Origin of the sequence: uncultured Chloroflexus sp., assembly GCF_937951745.1 — a bacterium.
GTDB lineage: Bacteria > Chloroflexota > Chloroflexia > Chloroflexales > Chloroflexaceae > Chloroflexus.
The window spans coordinates 1-20,073 of sequence record NZ_CALFBQ010000078.1; the positions used below are offsets into that span (position 1 = coordinate 1).

A 20,073-nucleotide genomic window follows, 5' to 3' on the forward strand; every position below is an offset into this window, starting at 1 on the left:
TCCAATCCTTACCGCGCGGCAATGGCGTACCCGCGCGAAAATAGTCGGCAGCGGCGAACGCCATGCCGCCGCACATGCCATAATGGGTCGGCAGGTTGGCATCGGCCCACATATCGGCCACTCGCTGCACCATCCCGCTAATATCGAACCCGCCGATTGAGGCACGCACGTCGCGTGCCGCCGTCTGCGCTGAACGGCTGAGCGTCTGGCGCAATTCCGCCGTCTGTTCGAGATTGAGCGGCCATGCATTGATGAAGGCAAAGCCGTGTTCTTCCGGGCGAAAGGCTGGGTGCGGCACACGAACCTCCTTGAACGCGAGCGTATGCTGGCGTATGTGTATGTCACCGCATCGTTTGCGTTGGCGCGCGCTGTTGTCATTGCGAGGGTATAAGGCGATGCCAAGCATTGCCCCGCGCCCGAAGCAATCTCCCGCTTTAGCGCATACCATGTCTGAGCTGAAGCAACCGATACGCATAAGGGATTGCTACGCTTCTAGCGAGTGCGGCCGTTGCACTGCCGCATTCCATAGGCTCGGTAAGGGCGCTATGGTCGCCACCGCGTGCCAACCAGCTTGCGCTTTCCTATCGCCACGCTACCACCACCTCGACGTTGAGCCGGTCGAGCGCAACGCCGGCATAGCGGCTTAGGCCAACCTCCTCTATCACCGGTGTGACCGGCTGGCCAGCCACCGTCATGGTCACTTCGTCACTGGCATCGGGCGGTAGCATAAAACGCACGTAGGCGGTGCGACCGCTACCGGTAAGGTACAAGCGCAAGCTTTGTGCTTCGCGTTGCCAGCGATACGCGACGTAACCATCAGAGGCAGGATAGCGGGCGACGACGTATGCCTGCATGATAGCAGGTTCAGCCGGCCAACGGGGGCTAATAATCGCATCATCGTAGCGGCTTGCGGTGTCAACAATGCCGGCTAGCCCTTCAAACAATGCACCAAGCATCGCGCTCGCGCCCCAACCGTCGGTGGGGATCGTGTCGGGGCCAGAAATGCCGGGCCGGCCATCGGGGTAATACCACAGGTACGAAGCATTGGTCAAGCGCAGTAAGTTGGCGTAGCGGCGGAGCTGATCCAGCCCATACGGCTCAAAGCCGAAGGTAAATGCGCCACGAGCCAACTCGCCGCCGACTAATGGCATAATCCCGCCATTGACATACTCGCCCGGTTGCTCGCCCTTGCCGCCGGCCATACCGAAACTGCCCGGCGGGAAGGGCGGATCGATGCTGTACCATTCGGCAAAGGAACGCGAAAAATCGCGCCGCTCATAGTAGCTGCTGATAATCGCCTGCGCCTGCGCTGCCGAGAGCACGCCACGGTTAAGCGCATACGCATTCGACAGGCTCAGTTGCTCTGTCGCATCGACTCCCGCCGGGGTAAAGGCCGGGTCTTCGGGGACGAAATGGGTGAAGAAGCGACCATTCCACGCCAGCTCGTTCAGCCGCTGCATCATTTCATCCGAGAGGCGGAAGTAGCGCTCGGCCCATGCCGGTTCGCCCACTCGCTGCTCGATGCGGGCCAGCAACATCAACGCTGCCGCTAACCCGGTATTATCGCCGTGGAAGGTCCCCCAAATCGTGTCCGGCTCGATCCAGTGGCGTGGGGCGGGTTTGCCGTCGGGACTGATTGTAGTCGGGCCGTAGGCAAAATCCCACATGTCGATGGTGTAGGGCCGGCGCACTAGGCCTCGTTCGGCATTCCAGCGCAACGGATTGGTAGTAATGTACTCGACTGCGCGGCGCATAGCCGGCAGGTGGCTGCGCAGCCATGCATCATCGCCGGTCATCTGCCACGCTTCGTAGACCCCTTGAATGTAGAGAAACTCAAGGTCGGATTCGACCTCTTTACGGAACGCTGTAACGTACCGTTCAGGGTAGTCAATCACATCAGGCAGGCTGCCATCGGGGAATTGGGCATCGCGAAAAGCGTCGAGCAAGCTGGTAACATCGTGCTCGAAGTAGCGAAACCCGCGCCCCTGATAGACGTGATCGCGCAACCAGAGCAGCGGGTTGTCGGGTGAGCGGTAACCGCTGATGAGGCGGCCATTCAGTTCATACCTCACTCGTGCTTCAGTCATCAGCCGGCGAATGCGTGGATAGAGCAAGTCGATGTCGCTTTGCCCGCTGATCAGCGCCGTCTGGGCATCGAGGGTGACGATCTGGCTTTGCGCGCCAGCTAGCCGGCCATCGATGAATGCCACTGCCCACTGTGGGCCAAGCGCGCCACCCGCCGGCAACGTTATTTCACCCGCGCCATCGGTGACGATTGCCGTGCCTTCGGCGCTGAGCATCCCGGCAGCATCGTAGAGTTGCACTGTTGCTGGGCCGCTGTACGCCGGGATGCGCAGCGTGATCGTCACCGGTTGCAGCGGCTGTACCGTTAGGGTTGGGGTAGTGAGCGCTAGCGAAGCTTGCTGGGGGGCCGGTGGTGTCTCGAACACCGGTGCTGGCGTCTGCGCGCGCCAATCGGCGGGCAGCCGTTCGGCGGCAGCGCCGCCGTTTTCCAGTGCAACGATCCGTAATGTCGCGAAATACTGTACCAGTGCGCCATCTACCCAGCGCGGTTCGCTGAGTGGCGGGCCGATGCGCGCTCCGCCAGCGGCTTGCCATGCGCTGCGGAACGGTTCGCGAAGTTGATCGGTTGGGTTTGCAGGGGGCGGACTGCAACTGGCGAGCAGAGCGATCCCAAAATAGAAGAGGATAAGCTGCTTCATATCCCGCATTATAGCGGAAGATTACGCTGGCTTAGGCAAGCATTGGTTGCGTCCTAGGGAGCGCATGCGGCAGTACCACCGCCGCACTCTACGATATACAGGGGCCAGCAGCGTGCGCCCCGGTGCAGAGGGCAGGAGGCTTGCCCGCCAAGAGGGAAACCTAGCATCATCTTGCATTTGCCGGATTGCCCGCGTATACTGGCTGTAATACCTCAAAACGCTCGGTCGAGCCGTTCAATTCGGTGTGCAGTGCGCCGCTGGGTCAATTCCACATGGAAGGAACTATTATGTCACGCCTGCCCGTGATCTTCATCCCCGGCTTTACCGGTTCGTTCAACCTGCCGGTGCTACTTGACTGGCGTGGCCCCACCTTGAACGGCTGGAATTTTCCGCCGTTCGTTGATTATGGCAAAACACTGCTGCAAACCTTCATGCAGGCCGGCTATCGCCGTAACCGTGATCTCTTTGTCGCCTTCTACGACTGGCGCAAGCCGGTGGACGAGAGCGCGCGGCGTTATCTGACCGGCTGGATCGATCGGGCCAAAAAGGCGGCCAATGCCAACAAAGTTGTCTTGGTCGGCCACAGTATGGGTGGCTTGGTGGCGCGCAGTTATATCCAATCGCCTGAATACCTAAACCGTAACGATGTGGCGCATCTGATCACACTCGGCACGCCACACCGCGGCTCGGCGGAAGCTTACACCGCATGGGCCGGCGCCGAACCGCACGCCGACGAGATGCTTCGCACCGTGTTTGCGGTCTATCTGTGGTACTTGCGCCACATTCACCCGATCCAGACCGAACTCGACAAGGTGAAGACCATCCAGACCCAAGTGCCCGGTGTGCGTGATCTGCTGCCCATCGACGACTACCTGCTCAGCGGCAATCCGCCGCAACTTAAACCGATTACCGGGATGACGAGTCGCAATCTGTGGGGTGAAATGGCCAATCAAGCCCAAGCGGTGGCGGCGCTGACACAGCGGGTTGCGGTGACGACGATCACCGGCGTCGGCTTTAACACCCTTAGTACTATCCTTGTTGGCCCGCCGCCAACCGATCATTCCCTGCGCTACGCCGATGGCGTGCCGCTCAGCCGCCATTACGATGCGCAAGGCGATGGCACGGTGTTGCAGCGGATGGCGACAGTGCCGCAGGCCAACAATCTGCCGCCGCTTGCGGTGAGCCACGGCGCATTGCCCGATAGCCCGCAGGCGCTGGCGCTCGTATTTGATGAGTTGGGGATTAGCCCCGGTGTGTTGGGCGCAGCGCCGGCAGCTTTGCCAGCGTCGCCAACCCCGCGGCTGGTTGTAATGACCGCATCGCCAATTACAGTCGAGGTCGCAGTGCCAGCCGGGCCGCCGTTGGCGCCGGCTGGCGTGTTGGGCGCAGCGCCAAGTCGTGCTCTACGCCGGCAGCGGCGGGTGCGCGGGCGCAATTATGGTCATGCGGGCAAGGCGCTCAATCTGGTGGTGATTGATAATCCGGCGGCTGGTGACTACCAAATTGCGTTGCATGGCACTGATTACGGTCACTTTGCGGTGGGTGCGATGCTGGTTGGCATGGGTGAACCGCCGGTATTGGGTGGCGCTGGCGCCACAGCCGCAGCGGAGCCGGTGATTACCACCGTTGAGGGAGAGATTGCCCGCGAAAGTGATCTCTTTTACACGGTGAGTCTGCGTAGCGCCGATGAACCGCCGCAGGTGCATTTCGACGCGCGCAGCACAATGGTTGCCGCTGTCGAACGGCTGGGTGCGGCGATGAGCGAGCGCGGCGGGGTGCTCGGCGCAGCGCCGGCAGCAGACGATCGGCTACAGGACGCGCTCAAGGGTGATGCCACCGCCATCGATGTGATGATGGCGGCGCCGCCAGACCAGCGTCGCCAGATGATTGGCAATCTCATCGAATTGTGCAAAACGATGGTGGGTGACGAGCGTGAGTGGGCATTGGCGATCATCACCGCGCTCGAGCAGGTGCGGGAAGCGGTGGGGTAATCAGGGAGGGCGCGGCGGTAGCTGTCACCGCCGCGCCGTTACTGGGCCGGTTCGGCTGTCACTTCGACCGTGATGACGCCTACATCCACTGATCCTTGATTAGGTACCTCGACCGGCACCTCCCAAGCCATCCCCGCTAGAGCGACGTATAGCATCTGGCGACCCGCCGGCACATTGGGCACGGTGAAACTGCCATCGGCAGCAACCGGGATTTCGGTCGGGTTCGGCAGCACAAAGACGACGGCGCCGCCGGTTGGCGCGGCAACACGCCCCATAATATCGCCACGCCCGCCGGGTAGCGCGATCAAATTACTGCGCCAGAGCGTGACTGCTCCCATGAACACAAGCGCAACGGCGAGCACGGCAATCGCGATGCGTACCACACGCCGCCCTTGGCCGGGTGGAATGAGCGGCGGTTTCCATTGAACGTAATAATCGGGATTGACGGAGCCGCCCGATGGTGGTTGCGATGAATTCTGCGGTTCAGACATCGCTCGCCTCCTTACATATTCATAACGCAGAGCATACAAACCTCTGTCGCGTATGCGCGTCGCTCATGGCCTGCGCACACTGAGATTATCAAAACAGGCGCTCGTACTATCCCAACTGCGAAAGCCAATACCACCGCTGGTAAAACTGCTGTCGCGCGCTTGCACGACCGGTTGGCCGTCAATAGAGGCGGTAAAGGTGTCACCGCGCACTTCAACCTGCACTTTCCGATCAGCGCCATACCAATCGTAGCCACGGGGCGCATCGACACGGGCAATCGGCATCGACAGCTCGTGGCCGTTGATCCACTTGCGAATGATGAACGCGCCGCGCCCATAACCCGGATCGTATTGGAAGGAATAACCGTTGAATTTGGCCCCACCTGAATCACGGAAGAAAATGCCGTAACCGTTGCCTTTAGTGATGCGGGCTAGATCAATGTTGATCACATAGTCATTCCGGTCCAGCGGGTGATAGATCCGTCCGGGGCCATCAATGCAGAGGCGACCATCGCGGATCTGCCAGCGTCCATTTTGAATTGACCAGTTGTCAAGGCTAGAAAAATCATCTCGTAGCAGATCGTCGCATTCCACGCCAAACGCGCTGGACGCGCGGCAGAGCGTGTCGCGCGTCCCCTCTCCTGTGAGCGTTAACCCAACCACTACAACGGCTGCCACCAATCCGAGCAGAATTGCCAACTCAGTGAACGATTGGCCGGCGTCTCTCCTGCTTGGGGGGGTCATCGTGACGCCTCCTGTGATGACAAAAGCGCAACAGCGCACAGCAATCGGCGGGGGTGGATCAACGACTACTTCTCGCCTGTTACACTGTTGGATCACTTACTGGCACGCCAAATCCTCACCCGGTTGCTGTGAAAGGTGCTCTGCCCGCCGAGATCGGCCAAGGCGTCGGGTGTGGTCCAATTGACGTTGCGGCCATCGGGCGAGAGCGAAGCCCAATGACCCTTGGCAGCAAAAACCACTCCCGGCGGAACGTTATCGCTGACCACGGCGCGCAATCGGCATTCGCCGCGTTGGTTACCAACAACCACCTCATCACCGTTACGAATCCCGTGCGCCGCAGCGTCAACTGGATTGATTTCGAGGCTCGGTGGCCCTTCTTTGGCGCGCAAACTCGGCTGGTTGGCCATGCTCGACGAGACGAAGTGATGCGGCGCGGCTGAGATCAAGGTCAGCCAGCCATCTTCCAACGGATGAGCGATATACTCAGCGGGCGGTTCGTAGTGGGGCAGTGGGTCAAGTCCCTGTGCTGCCATGGTCGCGCTCCACAGCTCGACTTTACCCGACGGCGTCGGGAAGCGGCCATCGGCGAACGGAACTTCGGTTTCCGGTGTGAACGCTAATCGTACTGTACCCTCGCGGTGCAATCGCTCGTAGGTAATTCCGGCCAGAAACGGATTACGCGCGCGCGAAGCGTCAAGCACGCCGCGGATCGCTTCCTCGGCGCTCTCGTGCAGCCATGGTTCGGTATAGCCCATCGCCGTCGCCAGCAAGCGGGTCACGTCCCAATTGCTCTTCGCTTCCCCCAACGGCGCAATCACCGGTTGGTTAAGCGTAAGGTAGCGGTGGCCGTAGGCGCGGTGCAGATCAAGATGTTCAAGCTGGCTAGTTGCCGGCAGCACAATATCGGCATAGCGTGCGGTATCGGTCAGAAAGAGGTCATGCACGACGGTGAAGAGATCGTCGCGCCGCAATCCCTGCTCGATCAAGCTAGCGTTGGGCGACGAAGCCAGCGGGTTAGCGCAATAGACAAAGAGCGACATAATCGGCGGATGGGTCACTTCGCCGGTCAGCGCTGCCCCCAGCCGGTTCATATTGATCATCCGCGGTGTGGGCGGGCATTCAGCGCTATGCCCAACTGCGGCGCCATCCCACGTGGCGTAGCCGCCGGTGGAATACGCAAACCCGCCGCCACGCACGCCATACTGCCCCACCACTGCCGGCAGACAGAGCAGCGCGCGGAAGGTTTGGCCACCGTTCTGGTGGCGCTGAATACCGTCGGCAGTTTTGATAATCGCCGGTTTGGTGGTGGCATAGCGGCGGGCCAAATCGATAATCGTTGCCGCCGGTAAGCCGGTGATCGCCGCCACCCGCTCAGGGTCGTACTCGGCGGCGCGGGCGCGCAGTTCGCGCCACCCGCTCGTATGCTGTTCCAGCCACGCCTCGTCGTGTAAATTCTCGGCGAAGATCACATGCATCATGCCGAGTGCCAGCGCGCCGTCGGTAGCCGGATTGATCGGCACATGCAGGTCAGCCGATCGAGCCGTCGCGGTACGGCGCGGGTCAATCGCCACCACATACGCACCGGCCCGTTGCGCTTGCCGAATGAACGGCATCGCGTGGGGGCCGGCGCTGGCTGGGTTGTGCCCCCAGAGCATGATCAGGCGGCTGTGCAACAGATCGTTGTAATCGGGGCTGTGCCGCGCGCCGAGGGTGGCGTAGACGGCGGCGTGGGCAGCGGCGCAGCAGATCGTCCGATCAAGACCACTCGCCCCCATCCGGTTCCACAGCCGGGCATCAACGATCGCGGTTTGTAACAGCCCTAGCGTGCCGCTGTACGAATAGGGCAAAATCGCCGCCGCGCCGTACTCGGCAATGATCGCCTGCCAGCGAGCCGCAATTGTGGCAATCGCCTCCTCCCAACTGATCCGCTCCCACTGCCCGCCTCCCTTCGGCCCCACCCGGCGCAGCGGGTAGAGCAACCGATCCGGACTGTAGACCCGTTCGAGGTAGGGGCGCACTTTAGCGCAGAGCCAACCTTGCGTGATTGGGTGATCGGGATCGGCGTAAAACGCCACCGCGCGGCCATCGCGCACTTCGGTGATAGTGCCGCAGGTGTCGGGGCAGTCGTGCGGGCAGCAGCCGCGAATCAGAGTGGTGGTCATAGCGCGCTCCAGTAGTTCACTTTTGCTAGGCATATTGTAGCACCGTAGGCGAACGGTGCTGTTGCAACCCGCCGGATTGACCTTCTATCTTCGTTATCCCCATATATTCCACTACAAGAGATAGAAATGTGGATAACTAGCCGTACTTTGTGGATAATATTTGCATATCGGTGGATTACAGGTTGATGACAGTTTAGTGCGCTTTCCGAATATCAGAGCGCGGGCGCGGAGCGCCCGAAGCCATCTCCTGATTCGCGGAATGCCATGCCTGAGTGGGGACGCATGACTTGCTCGCACAAGCGCCAGCCAATGTTGTGATCGGTAAAACCACTCTTGCAAGACGTAGATCACTTGCGCCCCAATCTATGCTATGCTGGGAAGGGAACCGAGCCGGGATCAATTGGCTGTCTTTCCCAAATCCGTATGACCCTTATTCTGTTTGAAGATGAACAGTGGCGCCATTTTGCCACCTTGGTGCAGGCCCGTCCGGTCTTTGAGCTGCGTTGTGGCGCGTTTACCGCTCGCGAGCGGGCAGCGGTCATCCTTGGCCGCCCGGCGCGTGGATTGGCCCGTCCGCACCTGATGCCGCACTTTGGGCCGCCGGGAGGGTTGGCCGAGCTGCTCGCCACGAGCGATCCAATCCTGTTTGTGAATGGCCGCGCGCTTAATCTGGAGTGGTTGCCGGCGCTTGACTGCGAGCCGGTGAATACGATGTACATCGTGGGTGAGACGTTACTCGGCGCGCGAGTGTCGCCAGCGCTGGCGAGCGCGATCATCTATGATCTGCGTGAGCAGCAGGGCGAGGCGGCGCGCAATGAGCTGGCGCGGTTTGCGCGGGTGGTGGAGGTGCAGGTTCCGGCAGCGTTGCTCGTTTACCCGTGGGATCTGATTACTCAAGCCGGCGAGCAACTGATTCGCGATGAGCCGTTGCTCGCGCGCCAGTTACCGCTCTTTACGGCTGATCAGCCGCACGTGATCACGCATGGCCAGCGCGTTTATGTCGATCCGACGGCGCAGTTGGTTGGGCCGGTAGTGCTCGATAGCCGCGACGGGCCGGTGTTTGTCGAAGCGGCCCAGATCGAGCCGTTCAGCTATATTCAGGGGCCGGCCTATATCGGGCCGGGGACGCTAGTTGCCAGCGCGCGCATCCGAGCTGAAACCTGTCTCGGCCCGGTTTGCCGCGTCGGCGGTGAGGTCGAAGCATCGATCATTCAGGGATACTCGAACAAGCACCACGACGGCTTTCTCGGTCATAGCTGGCTGGGGGAATGGGTCAATATCGGCGCGATGACGACCAATTCCGATCTGAAGAACAACTATGGTTCGGTGCGAGTGTTGCTTGAGGGGATCGGTCAAATCGATACCGGCATTCTCAAGTTGGGCTGTTTTCTGGCCGATCACGTCAAATTAGGGATTGGCTTGCATCTGACCGGCGGCACGATGATTGGCACCGGCTCGAACGTATTTGGCATGCACAGCGTACCCAAAAACGTGCCGCATTTTACGTGGGGCGGCGAGGTGTTTCGCGAGTACCGGATCGATACGATGATTAGCGTGGCCCGGATTGTGATGGCGCGGCGTAAACGCGAGCTGACGCCGAGCTACGAGCAGGTGCTGCGCAAGGCGTTTGAATTGACGCAGCCGGGCCGCGATGGTCTGGGGTGAGCGATGTCGTTTCGTCATTTGCCGAGCGTTGATGCTTTGATCCGCGAGGTGCGCACTAGCCAGCCCGACGTGCCACACGAGCTGATTCGCGATGCGGCGCGGGCTGTGTTGGCGCAAGCACGGGCAGCGATTGCCGCTGGCAGCCCGCCGCCTAGTTTGCCGGTGTTAGTGGCAGCGGTGCATGCCGAGCTGGCGACGAACTTTGCCCCAAGCTTGCGCCCGTTGATCAACGCCACCGGCGTCGTAATTCAGACCAACCTTGGCCGCGCCCCGCTCAGCGCCGCAGCGCGCGCAGCGATGCAGGCAGTAGGGGCAGGCTATAGCAACCTTGAGTACGATCTGGCGGCAGGCGAACGCGGGTCGCGCCACGTCCATCTGGAATCGTTGCTGGTGCGGTTAACCGGCGCGGAAGCGGCGCTGGTGGTCAACAACAATGCAGCGGCGGTCTATCTAGCTTTGATTGCGCTGGCCGCTGGGCGCGAAGTGATCATCTCGCGCGGGCAGGCAGTCGAGATCGGCGGCGGCTTTCGCATTCCCGATGTCTTGCGCGCGAGCGGGGCGACGCTGGTGGAAGTGGGTACCACCAACCGTACCTACGCCCGCGACTACGAAGCTGCCATCACCGAGCGCACCGCGCTGATCTTGCGCGTCCATGCCAGCAACTTCCGCTTAATTGGGTTTGTGCATGAGCCGAAGCTGGCCGAGCTGGCTGAAGTGGCGCACAAGCACGGCTTACCGCTGCTCGACGATTTGGGCAGCGGAACGCTGATCGATACCCGCCAGTTTGGGTTGCAGGCCGAGCCGACGGTGCAAGCGAGCGTTGCCGCCGGGGCCGATCTGGTGACCTTTTCCGGCGACAAACTGCTCGGTGGGCCGCAGGCCGGCATTATCGTGGGCCGGCGCGATCTCGTTGGGCAATTGCGCCGCCACCCGCTCGCCCGTGCGCTACGGGTCGATAAGGGTACGATTGCCGGTTTGGCTGCCACGCTGCGCAGCTACCTGCGCGGCGCGGCTCTGCGTGAGATTCCGGTCTGGCAACTGATCAGCACGCCGGTGGCGGAATTGCAACGGCGGGCGGAAGCGATGGCAGCCACCCTAGTCGCTGCCGGCCTGTCGGCGCGCGCCATCGCCTGCGAGAGCGCGATCGGCGGCGGATCGCTCCCCGGCGCGACCCAACCTAGCGCTGGCGTCGCGCTAGTTCCGGCGACCGGCACTGCCACGGCGTTAGCCGCGCGCTTGCGCGCCGGTGATCCGCCAGTCGTGGCCCGGATTATGGATGAGCAGGTCGTGTGCGACTTGCGCAGCGTCTTTCCCGCCGAAGACGCCACGCTGAGCGAGGCGCTGATCGCGGCTTACCAGTAGCGTGGGCGCGAAGGTGCGCGCGGGGGATTGCGTTGCCGAGCGAGGGCAGAGCGGCGCGCTGCCCAACAAGGTGACACCATGAAGATCGTCGGTCTCTTGCTGGCTGCTGGCCAATCGACCCGGATGGGCCAACCCAAGCAGTTGCTAGTTTGGAAAGGCCGGCCACTGGTCGCGCATATCGCTACCGAAGCGTTAGCCAGCCAACTGGCCGGACTTACCGTTGTGGTTGGCGCCGCCGAAGCGCAGGTGCGGGTCGCGTTGCGCGATCTGTCGGTGCAGATCGTCACCAACTCGGCTTATGCCGAAGGGTTAGGTACCTCGCTCGCCGTAGGGTTGCGCGCGTTGCCGGCCGATACCACTGCGGCGATGGTCTTGCTGGTTGATCAACCGCTGGTGACGGTGCGGCTCATCAACGAATTGATCAACGCCTATCGCGCCGTGCCGGCGGCACTCGCGCTCGTGCCCGTCTACCGCAGCCAGCGCGGTAACCCCGTGATCATCGCTGCCGACCTCTTCGCCGAGCTGACAACGCTGCGCGGCGACGCCGGCGCCCGCGCTGTCTTCAATCGTTACACCGATCAGATCGTCTGGCATGAAACGAACGATCCGGCGGTGATAACCGACGCCGATACGCCGGAAGCGTGGCGCGCACTGCAAGAGTAGTGTGACGCCGTAACGTCGCAGCGGACGGCGAACGCAGCCCAAATAAGATATGGTATAATCGCATGATGTCACGTGGGAGCGTGAACAGGAATACGCTCCCAATCGTCTTTCTGTTCCGCCGTTGCGTCCGGATCGCGCCGCTGGGCGAGAGGCGAGCGGAACATCACCAGAGGAGGCTTTTGTGCGCGATCGTCGTCGAGAGTACGAGCTAGTCATCATCATTAGCCCGCTCTTCGCCAACGAAGAGGGGATCAACGCCAACATCGACCGTGTCAAGCAGACGGTCGAGCAACTGGGGGGCCAAGTCAACACCGTGAGCCAATCGTCGCCGTGGGGGCGCCGCAAGCTGGCTTACCCGATCCGCGAGTATGTGACCGGCGAAGCCAGCCGCCGCAGCTTCACCGAGGGGTATTACGTCTTCTTCACCCTCACCTTGAGCGCGTCGAAGGTGGCCGAATTGGATCGGGCGATTCGGTTGAACGACAACATCTTACGCCACTTGTTGGTGTTGGTTGAGGACAAAGCCACTCAGTCGAGCCTCGTCGAGCCGGTCGAGCCGGAGTCAGAGGAAGAGCCGGCGCTGAGCGACGAATAACACTTGCGCCAGCGTGCCGGTGAAGACAGCAGTTCGTCGTGGTGGAGGGCGCCATGGCGCGTGATTTAAATAAAGTCTTGATCATTGGTCGCCTTGGCGCCGATCCTGAACTACGCTACACTGCTACCGGCACGCCGGTGACTACCTTTCGGGTCGCTGCCAGCCGTCAATGGCGCGATCCCAACGGCAATCTACACGATGAGACTGAATGGTTTCATATCGTTGCGTGGAACCGATTGGCCGAAATCTGCCACCAGTATCTGAGCCGGGGAGCGCGGGTGTACATCGAGGGCCGCTTGCAAACGCGGACGTGGGAAGATGCCCAAACTGGGCAAGCTCGTTCGCGGGTGGAAGTGGTTGCGCAAGATATGATCTTGCTTGAGCAGCGCGAATCGCGCACCGACGACTCACCGTCACGACCGCCCCGTCGCGAACCGCCGCCAGATATTAGTGATGATGATATTCCATTCTAGCCTATGTCACAAACACCCAAGCCGCCACGGAGCGTAAAAGCGCCGGCGCAACCTCCCGCGCCGCGTCGCCCATCGCGCCGCCGTCTCGAAGAAGAGCGCCGTCAGCGTCTGGTCATTATCGCTACGGCGAGTGCGCTGGCGATTGCCCTATTAGCTATCGTCAGCGGGTTGATCTACGAACAACTGTGGATTCCCAGCCGGCCAGTGGCGCAGGTTGGTGCAGCGACCCTCACCCGCAGCGATTACTGGCGCGAACGTCGCCTTGCCTACGCCCGCGAGATCTATCAGAATTTCCAGTTGCTCGATCTGTTTGGAGCCAGCAACCCACAGATTGCCCAGCAGTTTCAGGGGCGCAGCATCGTGATCGATCAGCAGATCCGCGGGTTGCGCAATACCGCGATTGAAGATCGGATCGTTTCGGATTGGATTGATCGGCAGCTTAAACAGCGGGCTGCGGCTGACTTTGGTATCACGATCAGCGACGATGCGGCAATCCAAGAAGCGGTTGCCGATTTGTCCTTTATCTTCATCCCGCCGCTGCCCGAACCAACTCCGACGCCTGATCCGAATGTAACACCATCGCCGACGGTTGATCCGGCGGCGACAGCAACGCCAGAACCGACGGCGACGCCATCGCCGACTCCCGGTGGGCCAACGCCAACCCCAGAACCGTCGCCGACGCCGTTCCCAACCTTTACACCAGTGCCAACACCCCAACCCGCTGAGGCGCGCACGCAGTTTGATCAGATTATCGACGAGATTTATCGCCGTTACGAGCTTGAGCTAATCACTACTGAAGCAAATCCGGAGCTGAGCAAAGACGAGTTCCGCCAAGCGTTGCTCGACCAGTACCGCGATCGGTTGCTCAACAATCAGATTCAGGCCCGGCTGGTGCCGGAAGAAACCTTCGTTGCCAGCACTGAGCCAGAGCGGGTGCGCGCGCGCCAGATCTTGATCGCGGTCAACCCGCCGGCAGATGCGACGACCGAGCAGATCGATGCGGCCTTTGCTGCGGCGTTGCCGGCTGCGCAAGAGCTGGCCGACCAATTGCGGTCCGGTGCCGATTTTGCGACGCTGGCCGCCGAACGTTCGGACGATCCCGGTTCGCGCGAGAATGGGGGCGACATCGGTTCGTTTGATCGCAATGGCTTTGCCGATAACGGTGCTACCTACCCGCCGGAACTGGTGCAGGCTGCCTTCGCGTTGCCGGTGAACCAAATCAGCGATCCGATCCGAACCCAGTTTGGCTGGCATATTCTGGAAGTGACGGATCAGACGATCCCGTCGAAAGAGGATCAGTTGCAGAAGGCGCGCACCGAAGCGTTCGATCGTTGGATTGCTGAGCAACGGGCTGCAGCCGACGTGCGGCGCTTCCCCGAGCCAACGCCGACGCCGACGCCATTCCCAACTGAGCCGGTTCCGACATTGGTGCCGACCTATTTGCCCGGCCCGCCGACCCCGTTGCCAACGCCGACGCCAGAGCCGACCGTTGCGGTCACACCGGAGCCGACGGCGACGGTGACGCCGTAATTGGGGAGCGCCGGTTTCGTGAAGGGTGCGTTTGACATCCTCAGGGATGGAGTGCGGCAGGTAAAAACTCCCGCACTCCATCCCTAGGCAGTGCGGCTCGTTTGATGAGATGAGGGACGCAATTGCTGCCACAGACCGGCAATGATGCTATTGCGGGCCTGATTGGCTTCATGACGCACTATGCAACGCTGGCGACCAATAGCAACAGCTCGTATCTGGCTTGGTCTTATTCTTGCCGTTGTGAGCGCAGCGGGGGCAGGTTGGCTGTTGTTTATGATGAGGGCGGCGCTGAGCGGGCCGCCAGAGCAGTGGCCGATTGACGGCTGGCTGTTTGGGCAGGCTGTACTGGTGCTTGGCTTGCTAGTGTTGGCCGGTTTCCTCCTCTACCGGACTGCTGCTGCGTTGACCTTACGGTATAGCCTTGACCGCAATGGGTTGTACATCCAGTGGCTGGGCAGCCGCACAGTCATTCCACTTACCCTGATCGATCGGGTTGAACAGGGCGCGTTAGCGATCGGCAGTTGGCGTACAGCATTGGCGAGCATCGGCTATTACCATGGCCGGGTACAGACCCATGACGGCATTGTCATTCATCGCTTTACCACCCGGCCATTGGCCGAAGCATTAGTGATCTACGCCGGCAATGAAGCCTACGCCATTTCTCCCACCGACCAAGCCGGCTTCGTGCAAGAATTAGAGCAGCGACGGCGGCTTGGCGCCATTCAAGCGTTGGCTCCCGGCATTGAAGTTGCCCGCTTTCTGGTCTACGACTTCTGGGCCGATCCGGTCATCCGGCGATTGTTACTCGTGACGCTCATTCTTAATCTGGGCTTGTTTGGGGCGATTGCGGTCATCTATCCCTCGTTGCCGCCTCAGATCGCATGGCGGGGTGACCAAATTGGCGCTGCCGCCGAATTAGCCCCGCGCATCCGTATCTTCTTCTTGCCAGTAGCGGCGGTGCTGACCGCGCTGTTCAATCTCGTTGGCGGTCTGATCGTCTACCGGCGCAGCCCCTTGGCTGCCCGTCTCTTGCAAGCCTTTTCGGTCGGTGTGCAGTTCTTCTTTGCGATTGCGACAATCGCTGTGTTGCGATCGTGAGCCGTTAGCTGCTGGTCGTTGACGCCACGTTCATTTGCCTTGAAAATTATCTAATCGCGTGGCAATAACGGTAGGTCTCAAACTTACCCCTACCTTTTCATTTGCCTTGACAACCATCCAACCAGCGTGGTACGATCGCTCTATCGAATGAGGGAATGTTCCACATAAACTACCTGTATTGCCCGCTCCGTTTCGGTACTGTACCCGAATCAGGTAGAAAGGAGGTCAGGGACGCAGGCTGTTGGCAATGTTCCTCGCATGGATACCCGTAACGATGGTGCAATTCAGGTGTCATTTCCCCGATTCGATAGGTTTCGCTGTTTTACAGATGCTACAAGGAGTGTGGCGATGAATTCACTTCACTGGCGTCACGCACTCGCTCTTGGGTTGCTCTTTGGGCTATTGTTGCCCATCTTGGCAGCCTGCGGCGGCGGCAATCCCCCGGCTACGCAAGCAACCGCAGCCCCAGTTGAACAGCCAACGACCGCCGCTGCGCCGCAACCAACCGCTGCAACGCGGCCAACCGCTGCGCCAGTTGCTGGAACGGCGCAACCCGGTGTGTTGCGGCTTAACACTGGCTCGGAGCCAGACAATATCGATCCGCAGAAGGCTAGCTTCGTCAACGAGATCCAGTTCATTATGATGGCCTATCAGGCCTTGATGACCTTTGATCTCGATATGAACCCTATTCCGGGGGCGGCTGAGAAGGTTGACGTGTCGGCAGATGGAAAGGTGTACACCTTTACCTTGCGCCGCGACGGTAAGTACAGTGATGGTACGCCGTTAACTGCACGCAACTTTGAATATGCGTGGAAGCGGCTCGCCGACCCAGAAACGGCGGGCGAGTACCAGTCGTTGCCGTGTGGCATTATTAAGGGCTACAGCGAGTATAGCGCCGCAGCTTGCCAAGGCTTGTCGATGGAAGAGGTGATGAAACTCGATCTCGACAAGCTGCGCGATGAGTTTGGTGTCAAGGCGCTTGACGATTACACGCTACAGATCGAACTGGTCGCGCCGGCGCCCTACTTCCTCAGCATGGCCGCGCTCTGGATTGGCGCACCGGTACGCGAAGAGGACGTGGCGAAAGGTGAGGACTGGTGGTACGATCCCGCCAACTACATTGGCAACGGCCCCTTCGTGCTGAAAGAGTGGGAACACGACAGCAAGGCAATCTGGGAGCCGAATCCCTATTACGTGGGACCGCTGGGGCCGGTCAAGCTCAAGCGGGTTGAGTACTACATGATCACCGATGGCCAAGTGGCCTTCCAAGCTTACCAGAACGGTGAGCTAGATATTCTGGGTGTTGGCGCCGAGGATTTGGCAACGGTCAAATCAGACCCGGTCTTGAGCCAGCAGATCATTGATGTCCCCGGTTCTTGCACCTTCTATTTCGGTTTCAACCTTGCCAAGCCGCCGTTCGACAATAAGTTGGTACGGCAAGCCTTCGCACAGGCGCTCGACCGCGAAGCCTACGTGCGCGATGTCTTTCAAGGTCTCGGCTCACCAACCTACAGCTTCATTCCGCCCGGCTTCCCCGGCTACCAGCCCGATTTGAAGCTATGGCAGTTTAACCCAGAGAAGGCGAAGCAGACACTGGCCGAGGCTGGTTATCCTGACGGTAAAGGTTTGCCTGAGATTAAGCTGACCTATTCGGGCACAGCGCGTAACAATGCCCGCTTCGAGTGGGTAGCCAACCAGTTCAAGCAGAATCTTGGTATCGATGTGATCCTCGATCCTATCGATCCAACTGCCTTTGCTGCGGCCACCAAGGACAACCCGCCGCAGATGTTCTCGCTCGGCTGGTGTGCTGACTATCCCGATCCACAGAACTGGGTCTCACTCTTCCAGACCAATGGTTTGCTCAGCACGCGCGTCAACTACTCGAACCCGCGGCTCGACGAGCTGGTACGACAGGCTGATATTGAGCAAGACCCGGTGCGCCGTGCTGAGCTGTATGCGCAGGCGCAGACGATTTTGGTTGAAGACGCGCCGGTGGTCTTCATGCTTAACGACGGCGGGCCAGTGTTGGTGAAGCCGTATGTGAAGGGGGTGACCAAGGAGACAATCACGCCGCTCGATTACTGGCTCGGCTTCTTCAATTTGCCGAACGTTGATGTGCAGCCCTAGGTGACTTGGATAATGCAAAACGCAAAGGCGCAAAGGTACGTATGGGAATGGGAAACAGGCTCAACACTGTACGCCCTAGCGCCTTTGCGTTTCCCATCAGAACAATGTTCGCGGTGCTAGAGGCAAGTGTCGTTGCGTTGCACACCAGCGCTCAAAAGGGAAGAGTGGTATGACCGCTTACATTATCCGGCGCATCTTGTGGAATATTCCGGTGTTGATTATCGTTGGCTTTGTCACCTTCGGCATTGCCAAACTGACGCCGGGTGGCCCATTCGACACTCAACCCGAACGGCGCCAGCTCTCGCCGCGGGTCGAAGCGATTTTGCGCGAGCGGTTTGGGATGGATTTACCGTTTTGGCGCCAGTTTACCCGCTATATGTTTTTTGATGTCGTGCCCGATCCGAAAACCGGTGAATGGAAGATACAGTGGGGCGCGATTGCCGGCAATCTCGGCCCAACCTACTCATCGCGGGGGGCGCGCACGGTGCAGCAAGAGCTGTTTGAAGGCACGCCAACCCGGCCCAGCAAGTTTTATTACTCAGCCCGTTTAGGCGTGCAAGCCCTCTTGTTTGCGGTTATGTTCGGCATTCCGTTGGGCATTCTGGCTGCGCTGCGCCAAAATACGTGGCTCGATTACCTGCTCTCGTTGTCATCGACGATCTTCGTCGCGTTAGGGACGCTGATTACCAGTTTGATATTGGTCATCATTTTTGCCGTGATTCTTAACTGGTTTACGGTCATTCCCGATTGGAACGATCCAGTGAAGCCGTGGATTTTGCCGACGGTGGCGTTAGGCACAACCAGCATGGCGTTCATTGCTCGATTAACGCGGTCGAGTGTGCTCGAAGTGAAACGGCAAGACTACATTCGCACGGCGCAGGCGAAGGGCTTGGCCGGGCAGGTGATTGTCTGGCGTCACATGCTCAAAAATGCGCTGCTGCCGGTGGTGACGATTTTGGGTCCGGCGCTGGCCGGTTTGATTACTGGTACGCTGTTTGTCGAGACCATCTTTCAAGTACCCGGCATGGGGCGCACCTTTGTTGACGCGATCGGCAAGCGCGACTATTCGATGATTATGGCCGGGTCACTGATTTATGTCTTCTTTTTGGGGATTGCTAATCTCTTGGTCGATATTGCGTATGGCGTGCTTGATCCACGGATTAGCTATAAGTAATGGAGAGGAGCGAGGTAGCCAACCGCCTCTCTACGGTGCAGAGGGTTATCGGTTCGTGCGGGCCAGCGGCTCGCGCTCTCTGGGTGAATCGCTAAGGGTGATAGATGCCTGCGCATAGCAGACGGACGACCCAACGACCCGCGCTCTCTGCGCGAATCGCTGTGGTTCAGAGAGTTATAGGCTGAGAGCGAGGAACAGACGTGACGTCACCGGCCAAGTCGTTGACCAACCCGATCGATATTCAAGCTCTAAACACCAAACCGCGCAGTTTGTGGTCGGATGCGCTGGCCCGGCTGCGGCGCAATCGTGCAGCGATGGTTGGGTTGGTGGTGATTATCCTCTACGTGATCGTAGCGATTGCTGCGCCGTGGCTCGCACCGTATAACCCCGTTCAGCAAATTCCTAATAACAGCCTGCGCCCGCCGGCATGGGTAACGGATAACCCGGCTCGTATGGGAGTGCCTGAACATCTGCTCGGCACCGACACGTTGGGGCGCGATGTCTTGTCGCGGTTGATGTATGCTATCCGGGTATCGCTGATTGTGGGGATTGTGCCGCAGGTTGCGATTCTGCTGATCGGGGTGACAATTGGCCTGATTTCAGGTTTTGCTGGTGGGTGGCTTGATAATCTGCTCATGCGGTTTACCGAGATTGTGGCTGCCTTCCCCGATCTGTTGTTTATTATCGCGCTTTCGACGGCGTTCCGTGAGACGTGGCTCGGTCGCACGTTTAACGGGTTGCTGCTGATCTTTGTCGCTGTCTCGCTGGTGAGCTGGACAGGAATTGCCCGCTTGGTGCGCGGGCAGGTGCTGTCGCTGAAGGAGAAGGAGTTTGTCGAGGCGGCGCGGGCAATTGGGGTGCCGACGGCGGCGATCCTCTGGCGGCACATCTTGCCCAATACGCTGGCGCCGATTATTGTCTCGACCTCATTTAGCATTCCGGCTTTGATCAGTGCCGAGGCGGTATTGACTATTCTGGGTGTTGGTATGCGGCCCTCGGTCGATCCCGATAATCCGTTTCCGACCAGTCTAGGAGTGATGTTGACTGAGGGATACAATAACCTGTCGTCGGGGCCGTGGTTGCTGAGCTTTCCGGTGGTCTTGATTGCAGGACTGATGTTGTCGTTTACCTTCCTCGGCGATGGGTTGCGGGATGCGTTAGATCCGCGAGAACGGTGATGGGTTTTGATAGATTGGGACGCTGCTCGCTTGGATGGCGTTTCGTTTGATGGATCCTATGCCGCTCTCAGTGTACGCTGGATGCTTACCTCTCCGCTAT

Annotated in this window: 15 protein-coding genes and 1 pseudogene; 11 read left to right on the forward strand and 5 right to left on the reverse strand. The window is 60.0% G+C overall.

From position 1 onward, the window contains the following. Both Q1A59_RS16535 and Q1A59_RS16540 read right to left on the reverse strand, forming a co-directional pair. Nucleotides 1-298, reverse strand: a pseudogene (locus Q1A59_RS16535) (hypothetical protein); the annotation flags it as partial. Nucleotides 299-581: 283 nt separating this feature from the next. Then, on the reverse strand, nucleotides 582-2,723 hold the full coding sequence (locus Q1A59_RS16540; RefSeq protein ID WP_298400503.1) for a hypothetical protein: 2,142 nt from the start codon (nucleotides 2,721-2,723) through the stop codon (nucleotides 582-584). A 287-nt stretch (nucleotides 2,724-3,010) separates the two neighbouring features. On the opposite strand from Q1A59_RS16540, the gene Q1A59_RS16545 reads away from it, so the two are divergent. Next, nucleotides 3,011-4,714, forward strand: coding sequence for a lipase/acyltransferase domain-containing protein (locus tag Q1A59_RS16545; RefSeq protein ID WP_298400500.1), 1,704 nt, complete (start codon nucleotides 3,011-3,013; stop codon nucleotides 4,712-4,714). Between the two features lie 38 nt (nucleotides 4,715-4,752). On the opposite strand, the gene Q1A59_RS16550 is transcribed toward Q1A59_RS16545, so the two are convergent. From Q1A59_RS16550 to Q1A59_RS16560, 3 genes are all read right to left on the reverse strand, one after another. Beyond that, a complete protein-coding gene (locus Q1A59_RS16550; protein WP_298400497.1) occupies nucleotides 4,753-5,205 on the reverse strand; it encodes a hypothetical protein in 453 nt (150 codons plus the stop codon). A 63-nt stretch (nucleotides 5,206-5,268) separates the two neighbouring features. After that, entirely contained in the window at nucleotides 5,269-5,946 is a 678-nt protein-coding gene (locus Q1A59_RS16555) for a family 16 glycoside hydrolase (RefSeq protein ID WP_299645259.1), read from the reverse strand. A gap of 92 nt (nucleotides 5,947-6,038) precedes the next feature. Further along, the gene (locus Q1A59_RS16560; RefSeq protein WP_298400491.1) at nucleotides 6,039-8,108 is read right to left on the reverse strand and encodes a molybdopterin-dependent oxidoreductase; all 2,070 of its coding nucleotides are present in this window, start codon (nucleotides 8,106-8,108) and stop codon (nucleotides 6,039-6,041) included. Nucleotides 8,109-8,531: 423 nt separating this feature from the next. On the opposite strand from Q1A59_RS16560, the gene Q1A59_RS16565 reads away from it, so the two are divergent. From Q1A59_RS16565 to Q1A59_RS16610, 10 genes are all read left to right on the forward strand, one after another. Further along, nucleotides 8,532-9,773, forward strand: coding sequence for a putative sugar nucleotidyl transferase (locus tag Q1A59_RS16565; RefSeq protein WP_299645260.1), 1,242 nt, complete (start codon nucleotides 8,532-8,534; stop codon nucleotides 9,771-9,773). 3 nt (nucleotides 9,774-9,776) lie between these two features. Next, the gene (gene selA / locus Q1A59_RS16570) at nucleotides 9,777-11,135 is read left to right on the forward strand and encodes an L-seryl-tRNA(Sec) selenium transferase (protein ID WP_298400484.1); all 1,359 of its coding nucleotides are present in this window, start codon (nucleotides 9,777-9,779) and stop codon (nucleotides 11,133-11,135) included. Between the two features lie 78 nt (nucleotides 11,136-11,213). Beyond that, nucleotides 11,214-11,798: a nucleotidyltransferase family protein gene (locus Q1A59_RS16575; protein WP_298400481.1), complete on the forward strand. Its 585-nt coding sequence runs from the start codon at nucleotides 11,214-11,216 to the stop codon at nucleotides 11,796-11,798. Between the two features lie 181 nt (nucleotides 11,799-11,979). Next, entirely contained in the window at nucleotides 11,980-12,393 is a 414-nt protein-coding gene (gene rpsF, locus Q1A59_RS16580; RefSeq protein ID WP_298400478.1) for a 30S ribosomal protein S6, read from the forward strand. A gap of 53 nt (nucleotides 12,394-12,446) precedes the next feature. Next, nucleotides 12,447-12,866 carry a single-stranded DNA-binding protein gene (locus tag Q1A59_RS16585; protein ID WP_298400474.1) on the forward strand — a complete coding sequence of 140 codons (420 nt, stop codon included), beginning with the start codon at nucleotides 12,447-12,449 and terminating at the stop codon, nucleotides 12,864-12,866. A gap of 3 nt (nucleotides 12,867-12,869) precedes the next feature. Continuing rightward, complete coding sequence (locus Q1A59_RS16590) at nucleotides 12,870-14,396, forward strand: peptidylprolyl isomerase (protein ID WP_298490446.1); 1,527 nt, start codon at nucleotides 12,870-12,872, stop codon at nucleotides 14,394-14,396. Between the two features lie 180 nt (nucleotides 14,397-14,576). Continuing rightward, nucleotides 14,577-15,494, forward strand: a complete 918-nt coding sequence (locus tag Q1A59_RS16595) for a PH domain-containing protein (RefSeq protein WP_298400469.1) — start codon at nucleotides 14,577-14,579, stop codon at nucleotides 15,492-15,494. 348 nt (nucleotides 15,495-15,842) lie between these two features. Continuing rightward, nucleotides 15,843-17,621: a peptide ABC transporter substrate-binding protein gene (locus tag Q1A59_RS16600; RefSeq protein ID WP_299645261.1), complete on the forward strand. Its 1,779-nt coding sequence runs from the start codon at nucleotides 15,843-15,845 to the stop codon at nucleotides 17,619-17,621. Between the two features lie 169 nt (nucleotides 17,622-17,790). After that, a complete protein-coding gene (locus Q1A59_RS16605) occupies nucleotides 17,791-18,795 on the forward strand; it encodes an ABC transporter permease (RefSeq protein ID WP_298400463.1) in 1,005 nt (334 codons plus the stop codon). A gap of 200 nt (nucleotides 18,796-18,995) precedes the next feature. Further along, complete coding sequence (locus Q1A59_RS16610) at nucleotides 18,996-19,973, forward strand: ABC transporter permease (protein WP_298400460.1); 978 nt, start codon at nucleotides 18,996-18,998, stop codon at nucleotides 19,971-19,973. Nucleotides 19,974-20,073 lie beyond the last annotated feature (100 nt).

What these genes read in the sequence shown, in the direction of transcription:
- Q1A59_RS16585 (WP_298400474.1), top strand. Translation starts at nt 12,447, where the DNA reads ATGGCGCGTGATTTAAATAAAGTCTTGATCATTGGTCGCCTTGGCGCC.
- Q1A59_RS16540 (WP_298400503.1), bottom strand. Translation starts at nt 2,723, where the DNA reads ATGAAGCAGCTTATCCTCTTCTATTTTGGGATCGCTCTGCTCGCCAGT.
- Q1A59_RS16560 (WP_298400491.1), bottom strand. Translation starts at nt 8,108, where the DNA reads ATGACCACCACTCTGATTCGCGGCTGCTGCCCGCACGACTGCCCCGAC.
- Q1A59_RS16550 (WP_298400497.1), bottom strand. Translation starts at nt 5,205, where the DNA reads ATGTCTGAACCGCAGAATTCATCGCAACCACCATCGGGCGGCTCCGTC.
- Q1A59_RS16590 (WP_298490446.1), top strand. Translation starts at nt 12,870, where the DNA reads ATGTCACAAACACCCAAGCCGCCACGGAGCGTAAAAGCGCCGGCGCAA.
- Q1A59_RS16605 (WP_298400463.1), top strand. Translation starts at nt 17,791, where the DNA reads ATGACCGCTTACATTATCCGGCGCATCTTGTGGAATATTCCGGTGTTG.
- Q1A59_RS16600 (WP_299645261.1), top strand. Translation starts at nt 15,843, where the DNA reads ATGAATTCACTTCACTGGCGTCACGCACTCGCTCTTGGGTTGCTCTTT.
- Q1A59_RS16595 (WP_298400469.1), top strand. Translation starts at nt 14,577, where the DNA reads ATGCAACGCTGGCGACCAATAGCAACAGCTCGTATCTGGCTTGGTCTT.
- Q1A59_RS16545 (WP_298400500.1), top strand. Translation starts at nt 3,011, where the DNA reads ATGTCACGCCTGCCCGTGATCTTCATCCCCGGCTTTACCGGTTCGTTC.
- selA (WP_298400484.1), top strand. Translation starts at nt 9,777, where the DNA reads ATGTCGTTTCGTCATTTGCCGAGCGTTGATGCTTTGATCCGCGAGGTG.
- Q1A59_RS16555 (WP_299645259.1), bottom strand. Translation starts at nt 5,946, where the DNA reads ATGACCCCCCCAAGCAGGAGAGACGCCGGCCAATCGTTCACTGAGTTG.
- Q1A59_RS16575 (WP_298400481.1), top strand. Translation starts at nt 11,214, where the DNA reads ATGAAGATCGTCGGTCTCTTGCTGGCTGCTGGCCAATCGACCCGGATG.
- Q1A59_RS16565 (WP_299645260.1), top strand. Translation starts at nt 8,532, where the DNA reads ATGACCCTTATTCTGTTTGAAGATGAACAGTGGCGCCATTTTGCCACC.